The organism is Terrabacter sp. LjRoot27 (assembly GCF_964254175.1).
Taxonomy (GTDB): Bacteria; Actinomycetota; Actinomycetes; order Actinomycetales; family Dermatophilaceae; genus Terrabacter.
This window is the reverse complement of the sequence record NZ_CAXUSS020000001.1, coordinates 2,043,732-2,067,010: the sequence shown is the minus strand read 5'-3', so window position 1 is coordinate 2,067,010 and position 23,279 is coordinate 2,043,732. Positions and strand designations below refer to the sequence as shown.

The window sequence follows — 23,279 nt, the reverse complement described above, 5'->3', positions numbered from 1 at the left end:
CCGTGCATCCTCCCCCGTTCCGGCGGCTCAGGATGTGGACGGCGACCACGTCCGCGCGACGCGGGCGGTGCGGTCGGCGAGGCGTGCGGCGGGCTCGGCGAGGGCGGCTGCGACCTGGTCGGGACGCTCCGCGACGGCATACACCCCCGAGAGTCCGGCCGTCATCGCCTCGCGGCGGCCGACGAGCGACTGGCCCGGCACGGCGATGACCGGCACGCCGACGCGCGCGGCGGCCTCGGCGACACCGACGACGACCTTGCCGCGCAGCGACTGCCAGTCGAAGCTGCCCTCACCGGTGACGACGAGGTCGGCGGAGGCCACGAGGTCGGCGAACCCGACGGCGTCGAGCACGGCCTCCACCCCGGACACCCGGCGGGCACCGAGCAGGTGCAGGGCGTAGCCGAGTCCGCCCGCGGCCCCGGCGCCCGGCTCGCGCTCGGGCTTGAGCAGGGTGCCGGTCAGCAGGTCCTTGGCGGGCGGGCGCACCCGCGCCACGACGCTCGCGAAGTGGCCCAACGCGTTCTCGAGCCGTTGGGCGTCCTCCTCGGACGCGCCCTTCTGGGGCCCGAAGACCGCGCTCGCGCCCTTGAGGCCGAGCAGCGGCGAGTCGACGTCGCTGGCGATGACGAGGTCGACGCCGCGCAACCGGTCGCGCGCGGCGTCCAGGCCGGCGACGTCGTCGGGCGTCGCCGCTGCGAGCGCCAGGCCTCCGTGCCCGAGACGGGCGGCAGAACCCACGCCGAGGGCGGCCAGCAGGCCGGCCCCCGCGTCGTTGGTCCCCGAGCCGCCGAGCCCGATGACGACGCGCCGGGCGCCGGCGTCAAGGGCCGCCAGCACGAGCGTCCCGACACCGGAGGTGGACGTGCGGGTGGGGTCGCGCTCGTCGGGGGCGAGCAGGTGCAGCCCGGCCGCCTGCGCCGACTCCACGTATGCCGTCCGGCCGCCCGCGCCCGTCGTCAGCAGGATCGTGCCGGGCACCTCGCGGCCGAGCGGGTCGGTGGTCACGACGGCGTGCACCTCGCCGGCGAGGGTCTCGGAGAGGACGTCGACGAAGCCCGGTCCGCCGTCGGAGAGGGGCACGAGGGTCAGGCGGTCCCCCGGGGCGGTGCGTCCCCAGCCCTCGGCCATCGCGGCCGCGGCCTGGGACGCGGTGAGGGTGCCGGTGTAGCAGTCGGGGGCGATGATCACGTGCACGTCCGGCATCCTCCCACTGCCGTGGTCGCCGCCGGGTGCCGGTTCGAGGTGGTCGTGGGCGCCACAGGGTGCCCTGATCACCTCGAACCGGCGGCGGCGCCCCGTCAGCGGTGGGGCAGGAAGAGGCCGGCGTCGCCGAACTCGTGCCAGGCGTAGCGGTGCGCGACCGCCTCGTCGTACGCCCGCTGGGCCAGCTCGGCCCCCGCGACCGACTCGACGAGGAGCAGGTGCGAGGCGTCCGGGTCGTGCCAGCCGGTGACGAGCCCGTCGACGACGCGGGCAGGCCGGTCCGGCGAGATGACGACCTCGGTCCATCCGGCCGCGGCGTGCACCCGACCGTCCGGGGCGGTCGCCGACTCGATGGCCCGGGTCGCGGTCGTGCCGACCGCGACGACCCGCCCGCCGCGGTCGCGCACGAGGTTGACGAGGGCGGCCGTCTCCCCGGACACGGCGAACCGTTCCGGCTGCGGCGCTTCCCCCGCCTCCTGCGACGACAGGCCGGTGTGCAGCGTCACGGGGGCGACGAGGACCCCCGAGGACACGAGGGCGGTGACGAGGTCGGCGGTGAACGGCCTTGCGGCGCTGGCCATCTCGGCGCTGCCCGGCAGCCGGGCGAAGACCGTCTGGTAGGCCTCGAGCGGGAACCTGGAGCGGAGGTAGCCGTACGCGATCGGTCTGCCGTGCGCCGCGACGTGCTCCGCGAGGGTGCAGTCGTCGAGCTCCGCCGCTCGCCACAGCCGGTTGCCGCGGCCCGTCGGCGACGAGTCGGGCCTCGGGTACGGGGCCTCGAGGCGCAGCCGGGGACCGCCCGGCCCGAGCTCGACGACGTCGCCCTCCAGGGCGTCGAGCACCGGGTGCGCGGCGTCGGGCGCGGTGCGCAGCTCCACGACCCACGTGCAGTCGTCGAGCTCGGTCGCGGCGTGGACGACGACGGCTCCTCGTCCCGCCACCCGACCGTCGACCTCGGCCGCCACGGTGGCCGAGTTGTTGACGAGGAGCAGGTCGCCGGGCGCGAGGTGGTCACCGATCGCGGCGAAGGTCGTGTGCTCGACGTGCACCCCGCCCGAGGTCGGCTCCGAGGCGACGAGGAGGCGTACGCCGTCCCGACCGAGACCCCTCGTCTCGGGTGGGGCGTCGGCCGTGAGGTCGTCGGTGACGCGGAAGACGGTGTGCGGCGCGTGCGCGAGGGTCGCGGTCACGAGGCCACCGCCGCCGAGCCGGCCGCCGAACCGGCCGCGAGCAGGTCCGCAGCCCGGTACCGGCCGCTCGCGGGCCGCGACGCGAGCAGCGCCAGGATCGCGGGGACGGCGACCTCCTCCGGCAGCGGGCGGTCGCCGATGTCCTCCCCGGGGAACGCGGCCTGGTGCATCGCGGTGCGCATGTCGCCGGGGTCGACGGCGTACGCCCGGACGGACGGCAGCTCCGCCGCCAGCGTCAGCGTCAGGTGGTCGAGCGCGGCCTTGCTCGCGCCGTAGGCGCCCCACGTCTCGTAGTGCTCGACGCCGGCGTCCGACGAGATGGCGATGACCGTCCCTCCCGCGGTCTCGAGGGACGCGAGGAGCGAGCGGGTCAGTGCGTGCGGGGCGATGACGTTGACGGCGAGCACGGCTGCGAGGGCGTCCGTCGTCAGGTCGGTCAGGGGGCGCAGCGGGACCGGGCCGAGCGTGCTCGCGTTGTGGACGAGCAGGTCGAGGGCGCCGGGCCCTGCCAGCTCGGTGACGGCGACAGCGAGCTCCTCCCGGTGGACGGCGTCGCTGACGTCGCCGGACAGGCCGACGACGACGTGACCGTGGTCGCGCAGGGAGGAGACGGTCTCGGCGAGGCGCGAGGCGTCGCGGGCCGTGACGACGAGGTCCCAGCGGCGGACGGCGAGGGCTTCGGCGAGGGCCCGGCCGAGGCCCTGGGTGGCGCCGGTGACGAGTGCGGTGGGCATCATGACTCCTGTGGTGGTCGTGGGTCGATGGCCACAGCGTCAGACATCAAGTTGACTTGAGGTCAAGTGCCCGGGCGCTGGGAGCCCGCGCGGCGGCATACGATCTGCTCATGACGACCGACACGGCATCGGCCCCGGCACCTGCTCCGCTCCCCCTCCTCGTGCTCGGGCAGGGCACCGACCTGCACACCGAGCGCGGCGTCGAGTGCCCGGGCGACCTGCCGCCCGCGTCCGACCCCGGCCTCGTCGAGCGCGCCCGCGCGGCCAAGGCGGCGCTCGGGGACCGCGTCTTCGTCCTCGGGCACCACTACCAGCGCAACGAGGTCATCGAGTTCGCCGACGTCACCGGCGACTCGTTCAAGCTCGCCCGCGACGCCGCCGCCCGGCCCGACGCGCCCTACATCGTCTTCTGCGGCGTGCACTTCATGGCCGAGTCCGCCGACATCCTCACGAGCGACGAGCAGACCGTGATCCTGCCCGACCTCGCAGCGGGCTGCTCGATGGCCGACATGGCCGCCATCGCCCAGGTCGAGGACTGCTGGGAGCAGCTGACCGCGGCCGGCGTCGCCGGCGAGACGATCCCCGTCACCTACATGAACTCCTCCGCCGCGATCAAGGCCTTCACCGGCCGGCACGGCGGCACCATCTGCACGAGCTCCAACGCCCGCACCGCCCTCGACTGGGCCTTCGAGCAGGTCGGTGGCGTCGGCTTGGACGGGACCGGCACGGGCAAGGTGCTCTTCCTGCCTGACCAGCACCTCGGCCGCAACACCGCGGTGCGCGAGCTCGGCCTCTCGCTCGACGACTGCGTCGTCTGGGACCCGCACCGCCCGAACGGCGGCCTGACCCGCGAGCAGCTCGAGAAGGCGCGGATGATCCTCTGGCGCGGGCACTGCTCGGTGCACGGCCGCTTCTCCGTCGACGCCGTCGAGGCCGCCCGCCGCGAGATCCCGGGCGTCAAGGTCATCGTCCACCCCGAGTGCCAGTACGAGGTCGTCGAGCGGGCCGACGAGGTGGGCTCGACCGAGAAGATCATCCAGACCATCGCCGCCGCGCCGGCCGGCACGTCGTGGGTCGTCGGCACCGAGCTCAACCTCGTGCGACGGCTCGCGCAGCAGTTCCCCGAGCAGCGGATCGCCTTCCTGGAGAAGAACGTCTGCTACTGCTCGACGATGAACCGCATCGACCTGCCGCACCTCGTGTGGGCGCTCGAGTCCCTCGTCGAGGGTCGGGTCGTCAACCCCATCCACGTCGACCCGAGCGTGGCCGCCGAGGCCCGCGCGGCCCTCGACCGGATGCTCGCGCTGCCCGGCACGACCCACAAGGACTGAGCCGCGGTGACGTCACCCGCAGACGGCCTCCACCGGGTCGCCGTCGTCTCCGACGTGCACGGCAACGTGACCGCGTACGAAGCCGTGCTCGCCGACATCGCGCGTCGCGGGATCGAGCACGTCGTCAACCTCGGCGACGTCGTCGGCAAGGGCCCGCGCGGCTCGGAGTGCATCCGGATCACCCGCGACCGTGACATCCCGACGGTCCGCGGCAACTGGGACGCCTTCATCGCGCGTGACGACGAGCACCCCTGGGAGCACCCGCAGTGGGTCCACGACGAGCTGACACCTGCTGACCGGCTGTGGCTCGCGGACCTGCCGAACGTGCACGAGCTCGTGTTGAGCGGGCAGCCGATCCGCTTCTTCCACGCGTCCCCGGTCGACGAGTTCACCCGTGTCTACGCGCCCACCACCGAGGCCGAGCACCGCGCCTTCGTCGCACAGACGGAGTTCACCGGTGACGGGCCGGTCCCCACGATCGTCGGCTACGGCGACATCCACGGCGCCTACCTCGCCGTCGACTACGGCATCACCGTCTTCAACGCCGGTTCGGTCGGCAACGCCCTCGACGGCCCGGGCGCGCCCTACGTCGTGCTCGAGGGAAGCCTCGCCGCCCCTGGCGAGGAGGAGCCGCCGGGCCACGTCGGGATCGCCTTCGTGCGCGTCCCGTACGACGTCGAGGCCGAGGTCGCGATCGCCCAGGAGCTCGGGATGCCGGGCGCGGACGCGTACGCCCTCGAGCTGCGCGAGCAGCGCTACCGGGGGTCGGCGGTCCCCGCCTCCTGAGCCGCCGGGCCGGCCCGGGCCCGCCGGGCTCCGGCGTGGAGGACCTTGCTGATGGTGCTGCCTCCGGTGGTGTGACCACCCCAGCAGACGCAGCACCATCGCACACGTCATCGGTCGACCCTCGGACCGATGGCGTATGCCGCCCGCCTCAGTGGGCGGACCGCAGCGCTCCCAGCCGGGCGAGGAAGACCGCCTCGGCCACGCAGACCTTCTCGAACTCGCCGAGGTGCAGCGACTCGTTCGCGCCGTGGGCGCGGGTGTCGGGGTCCTCGACCCCGGTGACGATGATCGAGGCGTCGGGGAAGCGCGCCGAGAAGTCGGAGATGAACGGGATCGAGCCACCCACGCCCATGTCGACCGGCTCGGTCCCCCACGCGTCGGCGAAGGATGCCCGCGCCTCGTCGTAGACGGGACCGTTCGCGTCGGCCGCGAAGCCCGAGCCGTGCTCCTCGAGCTCGACGGTCAGGCGGGCACCCCACGGGGCGTGGGCCTCGAGGTGCTCACGCACCCGCTCGAAGGCGACGAGCGGGTCCTGGGTCGGTGCCAGCCGGACGGAGATCTTGGCGGCAGCCTTGGCCGACAGCGTGTTCGACGCCTTGTCGATGGACGTCGCGTCGATGCCGATCGTCGTGATCGAGGGCTTGTTCCAGAGCCGGCTGAGGATCGAGCCGGACCCGATGAGCGACACGCCGTCCAGCAGGCCCGACTCGGCGCGGAAGCGCTGCTCGTCGTAGTCGATGTCGGCGGCCTCACCGGCGTCGAGCCCGGCCACGGCCACGGTGCCGTCGGCGTCGTGGAGCGAGGCGAGCAGGCGCACGAGCGCGGTGGTGGCATCGGGCGCCGCACCGCCGAACATGCCGGAGTGCACGGAGTGGTCGAGCGTCTGCACTCGGACGACGACGCGGATGCCGCCGCGCAGGGTCGTGGTGAGGGCGGGCGTGCCGATGTCCCAGTTGCCGGAGTCGGCGATGACGATGGCGTCGGCGGCGAGGCGGTCGCCGTGCTTCTCGAGGATCGTGCCGAGCGACGGGGAGCCGGACTCCTCCTCACCCTCGACGAAGACGGTGACGCCGACGGGCAGGTTGCCGGCGTGGGCACGCAGTGCGGCGACGTGGGCCATGACGCCTGCCTTGTCGTCGGCCGCACCGCGGCCGTAGAGGCGACCCTCGCGCTCCTCGGGCTCGAACGGCGAGCTGTCCCAGTCGGCGTCGTCGCCGGGGGGCTGCACGTCGTGGTGCGCGTAGAGCGTCACGGTCGGAGCTCCCTCGGGGCCGTCGAGGTGCCCGATGACGGCGGGCCGGCCACCCTCGACGACGACCTCGACGTCGAGTCCCTCGCGGCGGAGCAGCTCGGCGACGGCGTCCGCACTGCGGGTCACCTGGCTCTGGTCGAAGGACGAGGCCGAGACGCTCGGGATGCGCACGAGCTCCTCGAGGTCGGCCCGGACCTGCGGCATGAGCTCGGCCACGCGGTCGCGGATCTGCTGGATCTGGGCGGGGGTGAGGGCGTCGTCAGTCACGTGCCGACCCTACCCACGCGGGCGTCCGTCCCACGAGGCAGGCGAGGCCCCGGTCCACCACCCTCGCGGTGGCCGCCTCGGGAGCTGTCGTCCCCCATGGGTAGGTTCGGCCGGATGGGAGACAACACGTTCGTCGCCGGGCAGGACCCCTGGCTCGAGCGCCTGGGCAACCTGCGCAACGTCGTGCGCCAGGAGATGGTCACCCGGCAGCTCGCGGCGCACCTGCCACGTGGCCCGCTCCGCGTCCTCGACGTCGGCGCCGGGCAGGGCACGCAGGCGCTGCGCCTGGCCCGGCTCGGCCACTCGGTGACCGCCGTCGAGCCGGACGGGCGGATGCGCGCCACCTTCGAGCAGGCCGCCGCCGGACTCACTCCGGACCAGCGCGACCACGTCACCCTCGTGGCCACCGACCTCGCCGGACTCGCGAGCGTGACGCGGCCGACGGCATACGACGTCGTCATGTGCCACGGCGTCCTCATGTACCTCCCCGAGAGCCGCTCCGCGGTGGCCGGTCTGGCCCGTCGCGTCGCGCCGGGCGGCATCGTGTCGATCGCGGCCCGCAACGGTGACGCGATGGCCTGGCGCCCAGCCGGGCGGCACGACTGGCGCGCGGCCCTCGCCATGCTCGACGAGACGCGCCACGCGGCCCGGGAGGGCCGGCACGCGCGCTACCGCAACGAGATCGGCGTCGACGCCCGCGCCGACACCCTCGCCTCGCTGACGGCCGACTGCGAGGCAGCAGGCCTCGAGGTCGTCGCGTGGTACGGCATCCGCGTCGCGAGCGACGACGTCGCCGTCGACGAGCCGGCTCCGGAGGGCGGCGAGCTCGCGACCCTGCTCGACGTCGAGGAGAGGCTCGGCTCGACCGACCCCTACCGCGCGCTCGGCACCCTCGTGCACGTCATCGCCCGGCGGATGGCCTGACTCCCCCGTCGGCGCGTCCCGCCACGCCGCCGGGGGCTGACGTCCGCGCCCGGTCGTGCTTGGCTCGGACCATGGACGCCGTCGACCGGGTGCAGCAGGCCTTCGCCGCGGTGCCGCGCGCGGGCTTCCTCCCCCGCGGCGCCCGGTCCCGCGCGGCCCACGACGCCCCGATCCTCATCGGGCACGGCCAGACGAACTCCCAGCCGCGGACCGTCGCCGACATGCTGCGCCTGCTCGACGTGCAACCCGGCCAGCGCGTCCTCGACGTCGGCTCGGGCTCCGGCTGGACGACCGCCCTGCTCGCCCACCTCACCGGGCCGACCGGCGAGGTCGTCGGCGTCGAGCTCGAGCCCGCCCTGGCGCGCTGGGGTGCCGAGAACCTCGCCGCCGCCCGGATGCCCTGGGCAGAGATCCACGAGGCCGCCGCCGGCGTGCTCGGAGATCCCGACGGTGCGCCCTGGGACCGCATCCTCGTCTCGGCTGAGGCGCAGAGCCTGCCCCAGCCGCTCGTCGACCAGCTCGGCGACCCCGGGCGGCTCGTCGTCCCCGTCGCCGGCACCATGACACTCGCCGTGCGCGACCACGGCACGCTCCGGACCACGCGGCACGGGCACTACCGGTTCGTCCCGCTCCGCACGTCACCCGGGTCGTGACGACGAGGGGCCGTGTGCCGTGTGGCCGTGGGCGCGATGCGGGTCCCGGCCGCCCTTCGGCTTAGAGTGTCCCCGTGTTCGGACGCAAGAAGACCCTCAACGAAGAGCTCTCACCCACGGCCTCGACCGACGAGTCGGCGCGCCCCGGCGCGAAGAACCGGCCGACGCCGAAGCGGCGCGAGCAGGAGGCCCTCAACAAGCGTCCCCTCATCGTCACCGACCGCAAGGCCGCGACGAAGCAGGACAAGGCAGCCCGCCGCGAGGCGATGGCCAAGCAGCGCGCCGGCATGATGACGGGGGACGAGAAGTACCTCCCCGCCCGCGACAAGGGCCCCCGCCGCCGCTTCATCCGCGACACCGTCGACGCCCGCTGGAACATCGGCGAGTTCATGCTGCCGATCATGCTCATCGTCCTGCTGCTCAGCTTCGTCCGCACGAACTGGGCCCTGCTGCTCGTCTTCGTCCTCGTCTACGGCCTCATCCTCGTGGCCATCGGCGACGCCCTGCTGATGTGGCGCCGCACGCGGCGCAAGATGGACGACAAGTTCGGCGGCGCCGAGAAGGGCGACGCGTGGTACGCCATCATGCGTGCCTTCCAGATGCGCCGCACGCGCATGCCGAAGCCGCAGGTCGCCCGCGGCGAGCACCCCGCCTGACCGACCTCCGGGGCGACGGGGCTGCTGACCGCCCGGCTCAGCCCTGCAGGTCGGCGAACGCGAGCGGCGCCCGTGTCACGGCGTACGTCGCGAAGTAGAGCTTGTCGACGGAGCCGTCACCGGCGCGCACGACCTCGAGCACCTCGCCGCGCTCCCGACCGGCCACGGCACGGAAGCGGTCGGTGCCCTCGGCGGCATACCGCGTCTCGGAGAGCGGCTCGTCGTCGGCGAGCCGCGACCACAGCTCGCCGCCACGCACGAAGAAGGTGAGGGGCGAGCCCTCCGACCACCACAGGCCGAGGAGCTCGGCCAGGGCCGGCTGCTCCGTCTCGGGCACCCACGCCGCCGCCATGGACGGCTCGGCGTCGACGACGGCCTCGACGAGGTCGGTCGCGAGGCCGAGGGTCATGGCCCCGGACGTGGCGTTGGCGAAGACGACCGCGCCGACGCCGTCCGTGCGACGGACCCGCAGGCCGGTGAGGAAGCCCGGCATGGCTCCGCCGTGGCCGACGTAGACGCGGTCGCCGCGACGGCCCATGCCGAAGCCGAGCCCGTAGGCGCCGCTCCAGCCGTCGACGTCGGTCATGATGATCGGCCGGCACATCTCCTCGACGGTCTCGGGCCGCACGACCCGGTCGTCGGGGCTCGCGACGTAGGCCGCGTAGCGCGCCATGTCGGCGACGGTCGACCACAGGCCACCGAGCGGCGCCGTCGCGTTGAGCGTGAAGAGCGGCTCCTCGCTCGCGGTGCCGGCATAGGGGTCGACCTGGTAGCCGAGGGCGCGGTCGTCGGCGGGCGTCAGGCCGGTGCGGCTCATCCCGAGGGGCTCGAGCACGCGCTCGCGGACGACGTGCTCCCAGTCCCGTCCCGTGACGCGCTCGACGACCTGGCCGAGGAGGCCGTAGGCGAGGTTGGAGTAGTGGAAGGCGTGGTGGGCGGGGAGCACCTGCTCGGCCTGCTCGACGCCGGCCAGGAACTCCTCGCGCTCGGGCGCCACGAGGCTCTCCCAGATGTTGCCGACGGGCTCGCGCTGCAGTCCCGAGGCGTGGGCGAGCATCTGCCGCAAGGGAACCCGTGCGTGCCTGGTGCCGGGCACGTACGTCTCGAGCGCGTCGTCGAGCGACAGCAGCCCCTCGTCACGCAGCGACATGACGGCCAGCGCCGTGAACGTCTTCGTCACCGAGCCGATCATGAACTGCGTGTCGTCGGTGGCCGGTGCGGGCTGCGACCCGAGGCGGGCCGACCCCACGTGCGCCGACCAGACGAGCACGCCGTCGCGCACGACGCCGACGCTGACGCCCGGTGAGCGCCACGAGCGCTGGGCCGTGACGACCCGGGCGAGCAGGTCGCGCTCGAGCCCGGCCGACAGCGCCGTGTCCGACGGGTTGCCGGCGCCGAGCGGCGCGCTCACTCCGCGGCCCGCAGGCTCATCGGGCCGTAGACGACGGTGTCGTTCTCACGCAGGGTGACCGCCTCGACGCCGGCGTCGAGCAGCTCGCGCCACGACTCCCCGAGGTAGCTCTCGGCGTCGCTCTGGGTCGGGAAGCCCGACGTCGTCACGCCCTCCCCCTCCACCGGGTTGCCGTGCGCGTCGAGGAACAGCCAGGACCAGTCAGCACTCATGCGGCCACCCTAGTTGGCACGCCGTTTGACGGGCGGACGCCCCGCGTGCGACGGTTCGCCTAACCGAAGGACGATGGGGCAAGCCGGTGTGACTCCGGCGCTGACCCGCAACCGTGAAGCCACCTCCCGCCGCAGTGCGGCCCGGGGTGACCAGCCGGAAAACCCGCGTCCCACCGGCTCCTTTGTCAGTCTGTCGTGGAATGCGGACCGGAGTCACCCCGCCGGGCCGGCCTCAGCCAGCAGACCCGACATGGTGTCCGACCGCGAGGAGGAAACCGTGTCCCCTGTCCGTCGTGCCCCGCTCCGGGTCGTGCTCGCCGCGCTCGTCGCGGCCTGCCTCTCGGCCCTCACCATCGCGCCGGCCCACGCCGCCGCCTACCGCTACTGGGGCTTCTACCAGCTCTCCGACGGCGCCTGGACCTTCGCACAGAAGGGCCCGGACCAGACGGTCCCGAAGGACGGCAGCGTCGACGGCTGGCGCTTCGCCGTCGCCGACGAGGCCTCGACCCGCTACCCGCGCGCCGTCCTCACCTTCGACCAGGTCTGCGGCACGACCCCCGCCGAGGCGGGCAAGAAGCGCGTCGGTCTCGTCGTCGACTTCGGTCGTCCGGCCGACGCCGCCGACGGCGCCACCCCGCCCGAGCCGAAGGCCCTGTGCGCGGTCGTCGCCACGGACGCCACGAGCGCCGTGGTGCTCGCTCAGGCCGGTGACGTGCGCACCGAGAAGGGCCTCGTCTGCGGGGTGGACGGCTACCCGACGAGCGACTGCGGCGGTGCCGTCAAGGAGGTCAGCCCCGAGGCGAAGGCGGCGGACCAGCCGGTGACCATCGCCGCTCCGGCAGCCACACCGTCCGCGGCGGCCACGACCCCCGCCGCCTCGGGCACCGACGTCGCCGCAGCGCCGACGTCCGGCACCTCGGGTGGGACGGTCGCGGCATACGTCATCGCGGGCCTCGTCCTGCTCGCGCTCGTCGGCTACCTGCTCGTGCGCTCGCGTTCGCGCGCCCGCCAGGACGCCTGAGGAGCCCCGACGGACGTGGCGGGACTCCAGCGCAAGGCCCGGCTCCAGCACCCCGCAGCCTGGTGGCTGTGGGGGCTGGGCCTGGCCACCGCTGCGTCGCGCACGACCAACCCGGTCCTGCTGCTGCTCGTCATCGGCGTCTGCGTGCTCGTCGTCAGCGAGCGCCACGACCCCGCCACGGTCAACCCGCTGCCCGCCTTCCTCGTCATCGGTGCCGTCATCGTCGCCTTCCGCATCGTCATGACAGCGCTGCTCGGCAACGGCATCGTCGGCGAGACCGTCGTCATGACCCTGCCGAACGTCCCGCTGCCGGACTGGGCCGCGGGCGTGCGCCTCGGCGGCACGGTCACGCTCGAGTCCCTGCTGTATGCCGCCTACGACGCCCTGCGCCTCGCCGCGGTCCTCGCGTGCCTCGGCGCCGCCAACGCGTTGGCGAGCCCGCGCCGGCTGCTGCGCTACCTGCCCGCCACGCTCTACGACGTCGGCACGGCCGTCGTCGTCGGCCTGACCTTCGCGCCGCAGCTGCTGACCGACGCCCGTGACGTGCGGGCGGCCCGCACGCTGCGCGGACGCGACGGCCGGGGCCTGCGGGAGATGGCGCGCCTCACCGTGCCCGTGCTCGAGACCGCCTTCGAGCGATCGCTCGGGCTGGCCGCGTCGATGGAGTCGCGCGGCTACGGTCGCGCGGTCCGCTCCACGACGACGAGCCGCCGTGCCGCCACCGGGCTCGCCCTCGCCGGTCTCGTCGGTGTGCTCGCCGGGCTCTACGGTCTGCTCGACTCCTCCGCCGGCGGGGTGCTCGGGCTGCCGGTCCTCGTGCTGGGCGCACTGCTCGCCGGCTCGAGCCTGCTCGTCGGCGCGTCACGCGACCCCCGGTCGGGACATCGTCGCGACCGGTGGACGTGGACCGAGACCGTGACGGTCGTCGCGGGCGCCGTGCCCGCCGCGGTCCTCGTCGTCGCCTCGGTGCAGGGCTGGGAGGGCATCGTGCCGAGCCAGCAGGCCGAGCTGCCCGCCGTGCCGCTCGTCGCCGTCCTCGCGCTGCTCGTGGCCGCCACGCCTGCCTGGCTGTCGCCCCGTCCCCGGGAGGTCGCTCCGTGATCACCTTCGAGCACGTGTCGGTGCAGTATGCCGACACTCCCGCTCCCAGCCTCCACGACGTCACGCTCGAGATCCCCGAGGGCGAGCTCGTCCTCGTCGTCGGGCCCACGGGGAGCGGCAAGTCGACGCTGCTGCGCACCATCAACGGGCTCGTGCCGCACTTCAGCGGCGGCACGCTCACCGGACGCGTCACCGTCGACGGGCTCGACACGGCCGAGCACCGTCCGCGCGACCTCGCGACCGTGGTCGGGCTCGTCGAGCAGAACCCGTCCTCGACCTTCGTCACCGACGTCGTCGAGGACGAGGTCGCCTACGGCATGGAGACGATGGGGCTGGACTCGACGACGATCCGTCGCCGCGTCGAGGAGACGCTCGACCTCTTCGGGCTCACTCCCCTGCGCGCCCGGGCGTTGCGCACCCTCTCGGGGGGTCAGCAGCAGCGCGTCGCGATCGCCGCCCTCTTCGCCGCCGGCCCTCGGGTCCTCGTGCTCGACGAGCCGACGTCGGCGCTGGATCCCGTTGCGGCAGAAGAGGTCCTGGCCTCGCTCCACCGCATCGTGCACGACCTCGGGGTCACGGTCGTGCTGGCCGAGCACCGGCTCGAGCGCGTCGTGCACCACGCCGACCGCGTCGTCCTCGTCGACGAGGGCCATGTGTCCGAGCTGCTCGACCCCGCCGAGGCGATGCTGCGCTCCCAGATCTACCCGCCCGTCGTCGGCCTCTCCCGGCTCGTCGGGTGGTCTCCGACACCGTTGTCCATCCGTGACGCGCGCCGCAAGGCCGCCGCGCTGCGCGAGGCCCTCGGCACGAGCACCCCGCGCCCCGTGGCCGACCTCCGGGTGATCGGGCCCGCCGACGCCGTCACCGTCGACGGTGTCCGCGTCGCGCGCGGCGGCCGGGTCGTCCTCGACGGCGTCGACCTCGCCGTGGCCCGTGGCTCGGTGACGACGCTCATGGGGCGCAACGGCGCCGGCAAGTCGACGCTCCTCGGCGCCATCGCGGCCCAGCACCGGCTGTCCGGCGGGACGGTGCGCGTCGGGGCCGGAGGAGTCGACCCGCACGCCCGGTCCGCCCGCGAGCGGGTGCGCACCGTCGGGCTCGTGCCCCAGCAGCCCGAGCTGCTCCTCTACGCGGACACCGTGGCGGCCGAGTGCACCGCGGCCGACCAGGACTTCGGCGCCGCTCCGGGAACGGCCCGCGGCCTGCTCGACCGCATCTCCGGAGGCATCGACCCCACCGTGCACCCGCGCGACCTGTCCGAGGGCCAGCGCCTCGAGCTCGCGCTCGCCGTCATCCTCTCGGGGTCGCCCGAGGTGCTCCTGCTCGACGAGCCGACGCGCGGCCTCGACTACGGCGCCAAGAAGCGGCTCGGCGAGATGCTCACGGGCCTCGCGGCGCACGGCACGACGGTCCTGCTCGCGACCCACGACGTCGAGCTCGCGGCCGAGGTCGCCGACCGTGTCGTCATCCTCGCCGACGGGGAGGTCGTCACCGACGGCCCGGCGCGTGAGGTCCTCGCCTCGTCACCGGCGTTCGCCCCGCAGGTGACGAAGGTGCTCCTGCCCCAGACGTGGCTCACCGTGGCCGAGGTCGCTGGCGCCCTCGCGAGGATCGCATGACGGGCCGCCGCGTCATCCCGCTGCGCTGGCCGGCCGTCGTGGCCGTCGGGGTGGTCGGGATCGTCGGGCTCGTCGCGTTCACGTGGCCCTTCTTCGTCACCGGGGACTTCGCGCGCGACCACGGCAACGACGCGCCCTGGCTCTTCGCCGTCCTGCTCGGGCTGCTCGCGGTCGTGTGCCTCGCCGAGGTCACGGCCGGACGTCTCGACGCCAAGACGATCGCGGTCCTCGGCGTTGCTGCTGCCGCAGGCGGTGGCCTGCGGCTGCTCAGCGCCGGCACCGCCGGGCTCGAGCCGATGTTCTTCGTCGTCATCGTGGCCGGACGCGTGCTCGGTCCCGGCGTCGGCTTCGTGTCCGGGGCGCTCGCCGTCACGACGGGCGCCCTGCTGACCGGCGGGGTCGGCCCCTGGCTGCCCTTCCAGATGATCTGCGCCGGAGGCATCGGGCTCGGCGCCGGCCTGCTCCCCGGCCGTGCGGGAGGACGCGTCGAGCGCTGGGTGCTCACGGCATACGCCCTCGTGACGGGACTCGCCTTCGGGCTCTTCATGAACCTCTGGTTCTGGCCGTTCCTCGGGACCAACGCGCCCAGCGGGATGGGCTTCGTCCCCGGCGCCCCGGTCTCGGAGAACCTCGCCCACTACGCCCTCTTCTACCTCGCGACGTCCCTCGCGTGGGACCTGCCGCGGGGCGTGCTCAACGCGGCCCTCGTCCTGCTGGCCGGCCCGGCACTGCTCCGTGTCTTCCGGCGCGGCGCGCGGCGGGCGGCCTTCGGAGTGCCGGTCGTCTTCGGCCCGGCACCCGCGCCAGGAGCGACCCGCGAGGTCCCGCTGCAGGACGCGAGCGGGCTGCGATGACCAGCACGGACGGCGTCGCGTTCTCACCTCGCCGGGCCCGGACCACCACCCTCGTCACGGGACCGGTGCGCAGCGGCAAGAGCCGCCACGCCGAGGACCTCGTCGAGGGCCACGACGACGTCACGTACGTCGCGACCGGGCGCCGCGCCGACGCCTCGGACCCCGAGTGGAGCCGGCGCGTCGAGGACCACCGCACGCGCCGACCCGCGACGTGGCGGACCCTCGAGACGACGGACGTGGCCGGGGCGATCGAGGCCGCCACGGGTCCCGTGCTCGTCGACTGCCTCGGCACGTGGCTCACGGCCCTCGTCGACGAGGCCGGCTGGGACGACCTCGTCGCCGCGGCGGGCGCGGTGCGTCGCGAGGCCGACGGGCTCGTCGAGGCACTCTGCGCCGCAACGGTGCCCGTGGTCGTCGTGACGAACGAGGTCGGCTGGTCGCTGGTGCCGACGACGGCCTCCGGACGCCTCTTCCAGGACGAGCTGGGCCGCCTCAACGCGCTCGTCGCGACGGTGGCGGCCCGCGTGCACCTCGTCGTCGCTGGACGCGTCGTCGACCTCAGTGACGCCCCCGTCGTGACCCGCGAGCCGCGGAGCGGGACGCTCGATGCGTGACGCCTGGCGCCTGGCGTTCGGCACCTTCACGGCCCTGCCCGTCGGGCCCCCGACGCACGTCGACCGGGCCGTCCTCGGCCGGTCCATGCTCCTCGCACCCGTGACGGCGGCGCCGGCCGCGCTCGCCTGGGTCGTGCTCGGCACGGTCTCGGTCACGGGCTGGGCCCCCTCCGGCGTGGTGGCCGTGATCGCGCTCGTCGTCACGGCGCTGCTGTCCCGGGCGCTCCACCTCGACGGGCTCGCGGACCTCGCCGACGGGCTCACCTCCGGGCACGACCCGGTGCGGTCTCTCGAGGTCATGCGACGCGGCGACACCGGCCCGGCCGGCGCTGCAGCGGTCGTGCTCGTCCTCCTCCTCGACGCCGCCTGCCTCGCCTTCCTGCTCGTCGGCGCGCTCGGCACGGCGCTGGCCGTCGTGGCCCTCGTGGCCAGCCGGCTCGCGTGCGCGGTGTGCGCGCGGGACGGCATACCTCCCGCCCGTCCCGAGGGACTCGGTCAGGGTGTCGCCGGCACCGTGGCCCGGGGGCGGCTGCTGGGACTCGTCGCCGCGGTGGGCGTGCTTGCCGGGCTCGCGGTCGGCGGGCTGTCAGGGGTGCTCGGCGAGACGTCGTGGACCGTCGGCCTCGGCGCCGTCGTCGTCGTGCTCGTCGCGGTGGCCGGGGCCGTCGTGACCCGGCGTCACGCGGTGCGGCGTCTGGGCGGGGTCACGGGCGACGTCATCGGCGCGGCCGTCGAGGTCGCCCTGGCCGCCGGGCTCGTGGCAGCGACCGTCGTCACCACCGCCCTCCCCCACCTCTAACCGTCGAGAGGCCACGTCCGGCCGCAGTGCCGTCACGGCTGCATGCCCCGCGCGGGCAGCAGACACCAGGTGAGCGACGCCCGAGGCAAGCAGACAGGACCTTCGGTCCGCGCTCGGGGGACTTCCAGCCCATCCGCGCAGGGCACGGGAGGAGTTGACTTGGCTCGTGGGCATTCTGACCCACATCGGAGTCGAGTTCTCGACTCATCTGCAGGAGAGACATCATGAGTCAAACAATCCCTGGCCCGGCTGCAACGAACATTGCAGCACCCACGACACGCCCCGGCACCGGCTTCGCGGTCACGAGCATGATCCTCGGAATCCTCGCCGTGCTCCTCTCGTTCGTTCCGTTCCTCAACATCGGCCTGTGGCCACTCGCGGTCCTCGCCATCGTCTTCGGTGGCATCGCTCTCGCCAAGAAGCACCCCGGTCGCGGCATGGCGATCGCCGGCCTCGTCACCGCGCTCGCGTCGATCGTCGTGTTCTTCCTCATGTACGGGGGCGCTGCGGCCACGTCGGCTCTGTGACCCCAGGTACCACAGCATCGGAGCACGACCCGCTCGGGCTCTTCGGGGGTCGGCTCCGTACCGTTGGCCCTGAGAAGGCGTGTGCCAGCTCGCAAGACGCAGCGCCTCGGCAGCTCCGTCGGTGGGCGCGGACCCGCGTCTCGACGGTTGACCTGGGCTTCGGTCAGCGGCGGAGGCGGCCTGCTACTGGTCCGGGGAGACGGCTGCGCCAGTCGGCCTTCGGCGACTCGCGTCGCACCTCGGCGATGCGCTCGCGACGGGCGCGCTCGACCGCCGGGGACTCGAGCACGGCCCACGGCTCGGTCCGGCGCGTGGCCCGGGCCAGGACGAGGTCGGCGAGCTCCGGGTTGAGCGCCAGCAGCGGTCCGTGCAGACGGGTGCCGAGGACCGACCCGGCGAGCACACCCTCGGTCGTGGCGCCGGCGGCGTCGTCGGTGCGGTTGCCGGCGCCCACCTCGAGGGTGAAGAGGGCCCGCGCGCCGTCCTCGCGATCCGTGCGGAGGTCGTGCGCCTCCCAGCCGATGAGGGCCGGCAGGTCGAGCGAGGCGTCGGGCCGGGTCACGACGGTGCCGGTGACCTCGGGAGCCGGGTGGACGGTGACCGGTGCCAGACCGAGGCCCTGGTGCCGGGCACCGGACGGGTCGACCCACGAGCGGGCGATCGCGTCGAGACCGGCGTCGACCGCGAGGAGCACGGCGCCGTCAGCGACGCGTGCCGCGAGATCGGTCGACGTCAGCGCCTCGACGAGGGCCGCCACGCCACCGCGTCCCGTGCCGCCGACGAGGTAGACGTCCGCGTCGACGAAGGAGTCGGCGCGGTCGACGGTGACGGTCTCGACGGAGAGGTCACGCGCGGCGCCGCGGCGCACGAGCGCCTTCGCGTTGGCCTCGTCGGCCGCGGCGACCGTGGCGAGCGGGAAGAGCGTGGCGACGGTGAGTGCCCGGCTCAATGGGTGCCTCCTCGGAACTGCTTGGAGATGCGTCGGAAGGCCGGGTAGTTGCAGGCCACCATCACCTCGCCCGGTGCATGGGCGCGAACGGCCGACTCGATGTCGGGGGCCTCGACGACCTCAACCCCCGCGGCGTCGAGGATCGCCACGGCGTCGGCCGTGCGCCCGCCCGTGACGGCGACCCGCTGGCCCGCGAGGCGCTCGAACGGCGCCTCCCACATGGTGGCGGTGTCCTTGGGGCCGAACGGGTCGACGGCGACGACGAGCGGCCGGCCGGTCGAGACCGCGACGTCGATCGCCTCCGCCCACCCGGCGGGGTTCTTGAGCATGAGCAGACGAGCGGCGTGGTCGCCGAGCCGGTACGGCGCATAGCGGCCGTCGACGTCGGCGACGGCGCTCACCCGCTCGGCGGCCGTGGCGACGTCGACGCCGAGCGCGTCCGCCGCGGCGAGGGCGAAGGCGCCGCCCACCGGGCCGGTGCGGCCGGGAACCGTGACCTCGATGCGCGTGCGCTCCCCGGAGTGCTCGACGGCCCAGCCGTCGCCGTCCGGCACGACCTTCCAGTCGGGCTCCGGTCTCGAGCGCTGGCAGCCGGGGCAGCTCCACGAGTCGTCGGTGAAGTCCTGGACCGAGCCACAGGCCGGGCAGATGAGGGCGTCGCCGCGCCAGTAGAGGCCGCCGCTGACGCCGATGCGGCGCGGCGCGGTCTCGAAGGCCCAGCTGACGAGCGGGTCGTCGACGTTGACGATGGCGACGCAGTCGTCGGGCAGCGCGGCGGCGGTGCGGCGCCAGTGCTCGAGCGTGCTCCGGAGCGACACGCCGCGGGTGTACTCGCGGGAGCTGTTGAGCACGACGACCGCCTTGGGCCGGGTGCCGCGGGCCACCGGCTCGAGGTAGACCTCGTCGACCTCGAGGGCTGCGAGCTCGGAGGTGCGGTCTGCCGAGAGGGCGGTGACGATGCCGTCGGTCATGTTGGCGCCGGTCGAGTTGCTCACGACGGTGCCGCCGGGCGTGATCGCCGCGGCGACGAGGGCGGTCACGGTGCTCTTGCCGTTGGTGCCGGTGACAAGGACGCTGCGCCGGTCACCGGCCACGGCGCGGAGCACCTGCGGGTCGACGCGGAGGGCGAGGCGGCCACCGATCATGGAGCCGGAGCCCTTGCCGAGGGCCTGCGAGAGCCGTCCCGCCGACCGTCCCGTGGCCAGCGCCAGGCGGGCGCGGAGCGGATCGCGTGCGTCAGACAAAAGCGGTTACCCTTCTCGACATCGTGGGTCGCGCCGCTCGGCAGCGAGGGGCGACCGCTCGGTGACATGCCAGATCGACAAGCCAGATCGTAGCCGCAGCACCGGTTCTCCCGGTCCGCGGGTGGACGAGGAGGAGACCGCGTGCGAGCCACCGATGTCGGGATCGAGATCGGGACGGGGCGCTCGGGTCCACTCAACGCGATCACCGACGTCGAAGGCGTACGGGTCGGCTACAGCACGATCGTGCACGGCGAGGGCGATATGACCGTCGGGCAGGGACCGGTGCGCACCGGCGTCACCGTGGTGCTCCCCCACGGCGGCCGTGCCTCCACCGAGCCGGTCTTCGCCGGCTACCACCGGCTCAACGGGTTCGGCGAGCTGACCGGTCTCGAGTGGCTGCACGAGTCGGGCATGCTCTCGAGCCCCATCGCCCTGACCAACACCGACAGCGTCGGCGTCGTGCGCGACTCCCTCATCGCCCGCGAGACCCGGGTGCCGGGGCGGATGCCGATCATGCTGCCGGTCGTCGGCGAGACGTGGGACGGCATCCTCAACGACATCAGCGGCCAGCACGTCACCCGCGAGCACGTGCATGCCGCCTTCGACGACGCGCGCACCGGCGTCATCGCAGAGGGCAACGTCGGTGGCGGCACGGGCACGCAGTGCTACGGCTTCAAGGGCGGCACCGGCACGGCCTCGCGGGTCGTCGACCTCGGCGACCGTCGCTTCACGGTGGGCGTCCTCGTCCAGGCCAACCACGGCGACCGCAAGCACTTCGAGGTCAACGGCGTGCCCGTCGGCCATGTCCTCACGAAGAAGGTCGTGCCCTTCCCCCGCACGTCCGAGATCACCCGGGTCCCGCCGCCGGGCACGGGTTCGGTGCTCGCCGTCGTCGCGACCGACGCGCCCCTGCTCCCCCACCAGCTCAACCGGCTGGCCCAGCGCGCCGGGCTCGGCATCGCGAAGTTCGGCGCCCGCGGGGACAACTACTCCGGCGACCTCATGATCGCCTTCTCGACGGCCGCGCACGGGATGCCCGACCAGGGCCCCGGCGCCCGGACCGAGATCGGGATGCAGGTCGAGATGCTCGCCCTCGAGTACTTCGACGCGATGTTCGGCGCCGTCATCGAGGCCACCGCCGAGGCGATCCTCAACGCCATGCTCCAGGCCGAGACGATGGAGGGCCGCGACGGCCTGACGATCCACGCCCTCGACGGCGAGCGTCTCGCGAGCATCCTCGACCGCCACGGCCGGCGCCGCTTCTCCCTCCGCGAGTAGCGAATCCACGGTGGCCGTGTCCGCGGCCCACCAAGCCGGCTCCGCCGGCACGGCCTGACGACTTCTTGATTAGTTGCGGAAGTCATGAAATATTGCAGGTATGCATGACGTTCTCGCCGTCGAGAGGTTCGCGGCGCTCGGCGACCCCGTACGGCTAGCGACCGTGCAGACCCTGGCACGAGGTCCACTGAGCGCCGGCGAGCTCGCGCGGCTCGCTTCGGTCTCCCCGTCGGTCATGAGCCGACACCTACGGACGCTCCACGAGGTCGGCCTCGTCACCGACACCCGTGACCCCCGTGATGCACGCCGTCGCGTCTTCGCACTCGACCACGCCGGCCTCGTGGCAGCCCGCGCCTGGATGGACCAGGTGCAGGCCCAGTGGGACGAGCAGCTCACCGCCTTTCGCGCGCACGTCGAGGCGGGTTCGTGACTCCCCGTCGCGACGCGCGAACCCCGGGCACCCGCCCCGAGGCCCGCGCCGAGGTCGACGTGGGGGTCCCGCCCCAGCGCGCCTTCGAGGCCTTCACGGCCGAGATCGGCTCGTGGTGGGTTCCGGGGCCGATCAACTTCTTCGACGCGAACCGCTCGCCCACGATGCGTGTCGAGTGCCGACCCGGCGGTCGCGTGCTCGAGGTCTACCCGGACGGCGAGCTCGTCATCGCCGAGATCACCACGTGGGAGCCGGGAGTCCGGCTGTCCTACCGCGGCATCGTCGACGACAGCCAGACGGACGTCTCCTTCGAGCCCTCCGCCACCGGCACGACCGTGCGGGTGCACCAGTACCTGCGCGACGACGGCGATCGCGCCTTCCTCTTCTGGCCCAATGTCATCGGCTGGCTCCTTCCATGGTGCGAGGACCTGCCGCCCGGACGCAGCACCACCATCGCCCCTGACCGCACAGCTGGACCGAAACCACGGAGGTAGTGCCATGATCGATGCCGTCGAGATCCTGCGAGCGGCCCGGACCGTCGTGCTCCATGACTGGCCGTCCGAGGACGTCCCCAACGCGCTCGTCGCCGCCGGGCTCGATGTCACCTTCCAGGGCGGCCCGGAGCCCGATGACCTCTACGTGACCCGACTCGTCGACGGTCGTCCGGAAACCGAGCGCGTGTCCGGCCTTCCCGAGCACGCCGACATCATCTACAGCCACCGGCCATTCGATGACATGCCGCGCCTGCTCGACGAGGCCCGGCGTCTCGGCGCCTCCACCCTGTGGCATCAGTCCGGCCTCGACGAACGTGGCGAGAGGGACCCTGCCGGCGTCCACCTGACCGACGCCGAGGCCGAGCAGAGGGCAGCGCTCGCCCGCGAGGCCGGGGTCGACTTCGTCAGCGCCCCCTCTATCGTCGAGGCCGCTGCAGCCGTCCGCGCCCGCTGAGGCCGCTACGCCGCTGTGCCAGGTGGCGCACTCGGGCGCGCCACCCGGCATACGTTCTCGGAGAAGGGGACTCAGCTCTCGCGGACCTGCACCTGCACGAACGGCGGCTTGACGACGGTCGCCTCGAGGGCGCGACCTCGCACGTCGATCGACACCGTCTCGCCGTCGGCGATCTCGGGGTTGAGCAGCGCGAGCGCGATGCCCTGCTTGAGCGTGGGCGAGAAGGTGCCGGACGTGACCTCGCCGGCCGCGGCCCCGTTCCACGACACGGTGCAGTGGGCGCGCGGGATGCCGCGACCGGTCACGAGCAGACCTCGCATGAGGCGCGTCGGGTTGGCACGCTCGGCCTCGAGAGCCTGCTTGCCCCAGAAGGTGTCCTTCTTCCAGCCGACGGCCCAGCCGGCGCGCGCCTGGACGGGCGAGATCTGCAGCGACAGGTCCTGTCCGTGCAGCGGGTAGCCCATCTCGGTCCGGAGCGTGTCGCGCGCACCCAGACCGCAGGGCTTGCCGTCGAACGGGGCGACCGCCTCGACGAGCGCGTCCCACAGCGCAGGCGCGTCGTCCCAGCGCGGCACGAGCTCGTAGCCGCGCTCACCGGTGTAGCCGGTGCGGCAGACGATGACCGGCGTGCCCTGCCAGTCCGCCTCGACGAACGACATGTAGTCGTGGCCGGTCGGCAGACCCAGCGACTCGAGCACCTCGTCGCTCTTCGTGCCCTGGACGGCGATGACGCCGTAGTCGCGGTGCAGGTTCGTGACGGTGATGCCCTCCGGCGCGGCGGCCTGCAGCCGTCGGACGACCTCGGCGGTGTTGGCCGCGTTGGGGATGAGGAAGACGTCGTCGTCGGACTTGAGGTAGACGATGAGGTCGTCGACGACGCCCCCCGCGTCGTCGCAGCACAGGGTGTACTGCGCCGAGCCGGGCTGGATGCGGCGCACGTCGTTGGTCAGGCACGCGTTGACGAAGTCGGCCGCGCCCGGGCCGGTCACCGAGGCCTTGCCGAGGTGGCTCACGTCGAAGACGCCGACGCGCTCGCGCACTGCGGTGTGCTCGGCGACGACGCCGCCGCCCGGGTACTCGATCGGCATGTCCCAGCCACCGAAGTCGGCCATCTTGGCGCCGAGGGCGACGTGGCGGTCGTGCAGGGGTGAGGTGAGCGGGGAGGTCGTCCCCGACGTCGCTGTCGTCATGGTCGTCAACCTACCGCCCAGCGGGTATGCCGCCTCCGCTCGTTATCATCGAACGCCGCCACCAGCGGCGGTGTCGTGAGTTCGAC

The 23,279-nt window shown here is 73.7% G+C and carries 25 protein-coding genes and 1 riboswitch; of the genes, 16 read left to right on the top strand and 9 right to left on the bottom strand.

From position 1 onward, the window contains the following. Window positions 1–27: 27 nt before the first annotated feature. The 3 genes from ACSQ2D_RS09695 to ACSQ2D_RS09685 all read right to left on the bottom strand — a co-directional run bounded on the left by ACSQ2D_RS09695 (window position 28) and on the right by ACSQ2D_RS09685 (window position 3,127). Complete coding sequence (locus tag ACSQ2D_RS09695) at window positions 28–1,194, bottom strand: glycerate kinase family protein (RefSeq protein ID WP_435985746.1); 1,167 nt, start codon at window positions 1,192–1,194, stop codon at window positions 28–30. Window positions 1,195–1,298: 104 nt separating this feature from the next. Further along, window positions 1,299–2,393 (bottom strand): S-adenosylmethionine:tRNA ribosyltransferase-isomerase, encoded by a 1,095-nt coding sequence (locus tag ACSQ2D_RS09690; protein WP_435985745.1) that lies wholly within the window; start codon window positions 2,391–2,393, stop codon window positions 1,299–1,301. Further along, window positions 2,390–3,127: an SDR family NAD(P)-dependent oxidoreductase gene (locus ACSQ2D_RS09685; protein WP_435985744.1), complete on the bottom strand. Its 738-nt coding sequence runs from the start codon at window positions 3,125–3,127 to the stop codon at window positions 2,390–2,392. The genes ACSQ2D_RS09690 and ACSQ2D_RS09685 overlap by 4 nt, the downstream gene beginning before the upstream one ends. A 110-nt stretch (window positions 3,128–3,237) precedes the next feature. Between ACSQ2D_RS09685 and nadA the strand changes: the two genes are divergently transcribed. Next, window positions 3,238–4,458 carry a quinolinate synthase NadA gene (gene nadA, locus ACSQ2D_RS09680; RefSeq protein ID WP_435985743.1) on the top strand — a complete coding sequence of 407 codons (1,221 nt, stop codon included), beginning with the start codon at window positions 3,238–3,240 and terminating at the stop codon, window positions 4,456–4,458. A gap of 6 nt (window positions 4,459–4,464) precedes the next feature. Beyond that, the gene (locus ACSQ2D_RS09675) at window positions 4,465–5,244 is read left to right on the top strand and encodes a metallophosphoesterase family protein (protein WP_435985742.1); all 780 of its coding nucleotides are present in this window, start codon (window positions 4,465–4,467) and stop codon (window positions 5,242–5,244) included. 148 nt (window positions 5,245–5,392) lie between these two features. Here the strand turns inward: ACSQ2D_RS09675 and ACSQ2D_RS09670 are convergent, their stop codons facing one another. Continuing rightward, window positions 5,393–6,763: a dipeptidase gene (locus ACSQ2D_RS09670; RefSeq protein WP_435985741.1), complete on the bottom strand. Its 1,371-nt coding sequence runs from the start codon at window positions 6,761–6,763 to the stop codon at window positions 5,393–5,395. Between the two features lie 114 nt (window positions 6,764–6,877). Here ACSQ2D_RS09670 and ACSQ2D_RS09665 point away from each other — a divergent pair, with 114 nt between their 5' ends. From ACSQ2D_RS09665 to ACSQ2D_RS09655, 3 genes are all read left to right on the top strand, one after another. Beyond that, the gene (locus ACSQ2D_RS09665) at window positions 6,878–7,687 is read left to right on the top strand and encodes a class I SAM-dependent methyltransferase (RefSeq protein WP_435985740.1); all 810 of its coding nucleotides are present in this window, start codon (window positions 6,878–6,880) and stop codon (window positions 7,685–7,687) included. 71 nt (window positions 7,688–7,758) lie between these two features. Beyond that, window positions 7,759–8,340 (top strand): protein-L-isoaspartate O-methyltransferase family protein, encoded by a 582-nt coding sequence (locus ACSQ2D_RS09660; RefSeq protein WP_435985739.1) that lies wholly within the window; start codon window positions 7,759–7,761, stop codon window positions 8,338–8,340. A 74-nt stretch (window positions 8,341–8,414) separates the two neighbouring features. After that, complete coding sequence (locus tag ACSQ2D_RS09655; protein ID WP_435985738.1) at window positions 8,415–8,996, top strand: DUF3043 domain-containing protein; 582 nt, start codon at window positions 8,415–8,417, stop codon at window positions 8,994–8,996. A 37-nt stretch (window positions 8,997–9,033) separates the two neighbouring features. On the opposite strand, the gene ACSQ2D_RS09650 is transcribed toward ACSQ2D_RS09655, so the two are convergent. Then, entirely contained in the window at window positions 9,034–10,407 is a 1,374-nt protein-coding gene (locus ACSQ2D_RS09650) for a serine hydrolase domain-containing protein (protein WP_435985737.1), read from the bottom strand. After that, entirely contained in the window at window positions 10,404–10,619 is a 216-nt protein-coding gene (locus ACSQ2D_RS09645) for a hypothetical protein (RefSeq protein ID WP_056781174.1), read from the bottom strand. The genes ACSQ2D_RS09650 and ACSQ2D_RS09645 overlap by 4 nt, the downstream gene beginning before the upstream one ends. Window positions 10,620–10,653: 34 nt before the next feature. Then, window positions 10,654–10,803: riboswitch (cobalamin riboswitch) on the top strand. A 93-nt stretch (window positions 10,804–10,896) separates the two neighbouring features. On the opposite strand from ACSQ2D_RS09645, the gene ACSQ2D_RS09640 reads away from it, so the two are divergent. From ACSQ2D_RS09640 to ACSQ2D_RS09610, 7 genes are all read left to right on the top strand, one after another. Continuing rightward, window positions 10,897–11,640: an SCO2322 family protein gene (locus ACSQ2D_RS09640; protein WP_435985736.1), complete on the top strand. Its 744-nt coding sequence runs from the start codon at window positions 10,897–10,899 to the stop codon at window positions 11,638–11,640. 15 nt (window positions 11,641–11,655) lie between these two features. After that, complete coding sequence (locus ACSQ2D_RS09635; RefSeq protein ID WP_435985735.1) at window positions 11,656–12,741, top strand: energy-coupling factor transporter transmembrane component T; 1,086 nt, start codon at window positions 11,656–11,658, stop codon at window positions 12,739–12,741. After that, window positions 12,738–14,360: an ABC transporter ATP-binding protein gene (locus ACSQ2D_RS09630; RefSeq protein ID WP_435985734.1), complete on the top strand. Its 1,623-nt coding sequence runs from the start codon at window positions 12,738–12,740 to the stop codon at window positions 14,358–14,360. The genes ACSQ2D_RS09635 and ACSQ2D_RS09630 overlap by 4 nt, the downstream gene beginning before the upstream one ends. After that, window positions 14,357–15,214, top strand: coding sequence for an ECF transporter S component (locus ACSQ2D_RS09625; protein ID WP_435985733.1), 858 nt, complete (start codon window positions 14,357–14,359; stop codon window positions 15,212–15,214). The genes ACSQ2D_RS09630 and ACSQ2D_RS09625 overlap by 4 nt, the downstream gene beginning before the upstream one ends. Next, on the top strand, window positions 15,211–15,828 hold the full coding sequence (cobU, locus tag ACSQ2D_RS09620) for a bifunctional adenosylcobinamide kinase/adenosylcobinamide-phosphate guanylyltransferase (RefSeq protein ID WP_435985732.1): 618 nt from the start codon (window positions 15,211–15,213) through the stop codon (window positions 15,826–15,828). Before ACSQ2D_RS09625 ends, cobU begins: the two co-directional genes overlap by 4 nt. Then, complete coding sequence (locus ACSQ2D_RS09615) at window positions 15,821–16,627, top strand: adenosylcobinamide-GDP ribazoletransferase (RefSeq protein ID WP_435985731.1); 807 nt, start codon at window positions 15,821–15,823, stop codon at window positions 16,625–16,627. Before cobU ends, ACSQ2D_RS09615 begins: the two co-directional genes overlap by 8 nt. A gap of 308 nt (window positions 16,628–16,935) precedes the next feature. After that, window positions 16,936–17,154 carry a hypothetical protein gene (locus ACSQ2D_RS09610; RefSeq protein WP_435985730.1) on the top strand — a complete coding sequence of 73 codons (219 nt, stop codon included), beginning with the start codon at window positions 16,936–16,938 and terminating at the stop codon, window positions 17,152–17,154. Between the two features lie 163 nt (window positions 17,155–17,317). On the opposite strand, the gene ACSQ2D_RS09605 is transcribed toward ACSQ2D_RS09610, so the two are convergent. Beyond that, a complete protein-coding gene (locus ACSQ2D_RS09605) occupies window positions 17,318–18,103 on the bottom strand; it encodes a hypothetical protein (protein WP_435985729.1) in 786 nt (261 codons plus the stop codon). After that, the gene (locus ACSQ2D_RS09600; RefSeq protein ID WP_435985728.1) at window positions 18,100–19,347 is read right to left on the bottom strand and encodes a Mur ligase family protein; all 1,248 of its coding nucleotides are present in this window, start codon (window positions 19,345–19,347) and stop codon (window positions 18,100–18,102) included. Before ACSQ2D_RS09600 ends, ACSQ2D_RS09605 begins: the two co-directional genes overlap by 4 nt. A gap of 141 nt (window positions 19,348–19,488) precedes the next feature. On the opposite strand from ACSQ2D_RS09600, the gene ACSQ2D_RS09595 reads away from it, so the two are divergent. The 4 genes from ACSQ2D_RS09595 (at window position 19,489) to ACSQ2D_RS09580 (ending at window position 22,003) form a co-directional block, all read left to right on the top strand. After that, window positions 19,489–20,625, top strand: a complete 1,137-nt coding sequence (locus ACSQ2D_RS09595) for a P1 family peptidase (protein WP_435985727.1) — start codon at window positions 19,489–19,491, stop codon at window positions 20,623–20,625. Window positions 20,626–20,725: 100 nt separating this feature from the next. After that, a complete protein-coding gene (locus tag ACSQ2D_RS09590; RefSeq protein ID WP_435985726.1) occupies window positions 20,726–21,055 on the top strand; it encodes an ArsR/SmtB family transcription factor in 330 nt (109 codons plus the stop codon). Further along, a complete protein-coding gene (locus ACSQ2D_RS09585) occupies window positions 21,052–21,549 on the top strand; it encodes a hypothetical protein (RefSeq protein WP_435985725.1) in 498 nt (165 codons plus the stop codon). The genes ACSQ2D_RS09590 and ACSQ2D_RS09585 overlap by 4 nt, the downstream gene beginning before the upstream one ends. Window positions 21,550–21,553: 4 nt before the next feature. Continuing rightward, on the top strand, window positions 21,554–22,003 hold the full coding sequence (locus tag ACSQ2D_RS09580) for a CoA-binding protein (RefSeq protein WP_435985724.1): 450 nt from the start codon (window positions 21,554–21,556) through the stop codon (window positions 22,001–22,003). 71 nt (window positions 22,004–22,074) lie between these two features. Here the strand turns inward: ACSQ2D_RS09580 and gcvT are convergent, their stop codons facing one another. Continuing rightward, window positions 22,075–23,193 (bottom strand): glycine cleavage system aminomethyltransferase GcvT, encoded by a 1,119-nt coding sequence (gcvT, locus tag ACSQ2D_RS09575; RefSeq protein ID WP_435985723.1) that lies wholly within the window; start codon window positions 23,191–23,193, stop codon window positions 22,075–22,077. Window positions 23,194–23,279: the final 86 nt, after the last annotated feature.

Excerpts from the sequence above, each read along its gene's own strand:
- ACSQ2D_RS09685 (WP_435985744.1), bottom strand. The coding sequence starts at position 3,127 with ATGCCCACCGCACTCGTCACCGGCGCCACCCAGGGCCTCGGCCGGGCC.
- nadA (WP_435985743.1), top strand. The coding sequence starts at position 3,238 with ATGACGACCGACACGGCATCGGCCCCGGCACCTGCTCCGCTCCCCCTC.
- ACSQ2D_RS09665 (WP_435985740.1), top strand. The coding sequence starts at position 6,878 with ATGGGAGACAACACGTTCGTCGCCGGGCAGGACCCCTGGCTCGAGCGC.
- ACSQ2D_RS09660 (WP_435985739.1), top strand. The coding sequence starts at position 7,759 with ATGGACGCCGTCGACCGGGTGCAGCAGGCCTTCGCCGCGGTGCCGCGC.
- ACSQ2D_RS09645 (WP_056781174.1), bottom strand. The coding sequence starts at position 10,619 with ATGAGTGCTGACTGGTCCTGGCTGTTCCTCGACGCGCACGGCAACCCG.
- ACSQ2D_RS09625 (WP_435985733.1), top strand. The coding sequence starts at position 14,357 with ATGACGGGCCGCCGCGTCATCCCGCTGCGCTGGCCGGCCGTCGTGGCC.
- cobU (WP_435985732.1), top strand. The coding sequence starts at position 15,211 with ATGACCAGCACGGACGGCGTCGCGTTCTCACCTCGCCGGGCCCGGACC.
- ACSQ2D_RS09615 (WP_435985731.1), top strand. The coding sequence starts at position 15,821 with ATGCGTGACGCCTGGCGCCTGGCGTTCGGCACCTTCACGGCCCTGCCC.
- ACSQ2D_RS09610 (WP_435985730.1), top strand. The coding sequence starts at position 16,936 with ATGATCCTCGGAATCCTCGCCGTGCTCCTCTCGTTCGTTCCGTTCCTC.
- ACSQ2D_RS09590 (WP_435985726.1), top strand. The coding sequence starts at position 20,726 with ATGCATGACGTTCTCGCCGTCGAGAGGTTCGCGGCGCTCGGCGACCCC.
- ACSQ2D_RS09580 (WP_435985724.1), top strand. The coding sequence starts at position 21,554 with ATGATCGATGCCGTCGAGATCCTGCGAGCGGCCCGGACCGTCGTGCTC.
- gcvT (WP_435985723.1), bottom strand. The coding sequence starts at position 23,193 with ATGACGACAGCGACGTCGGGGACGACCTCCCCGCTCACCTCACCCCTG.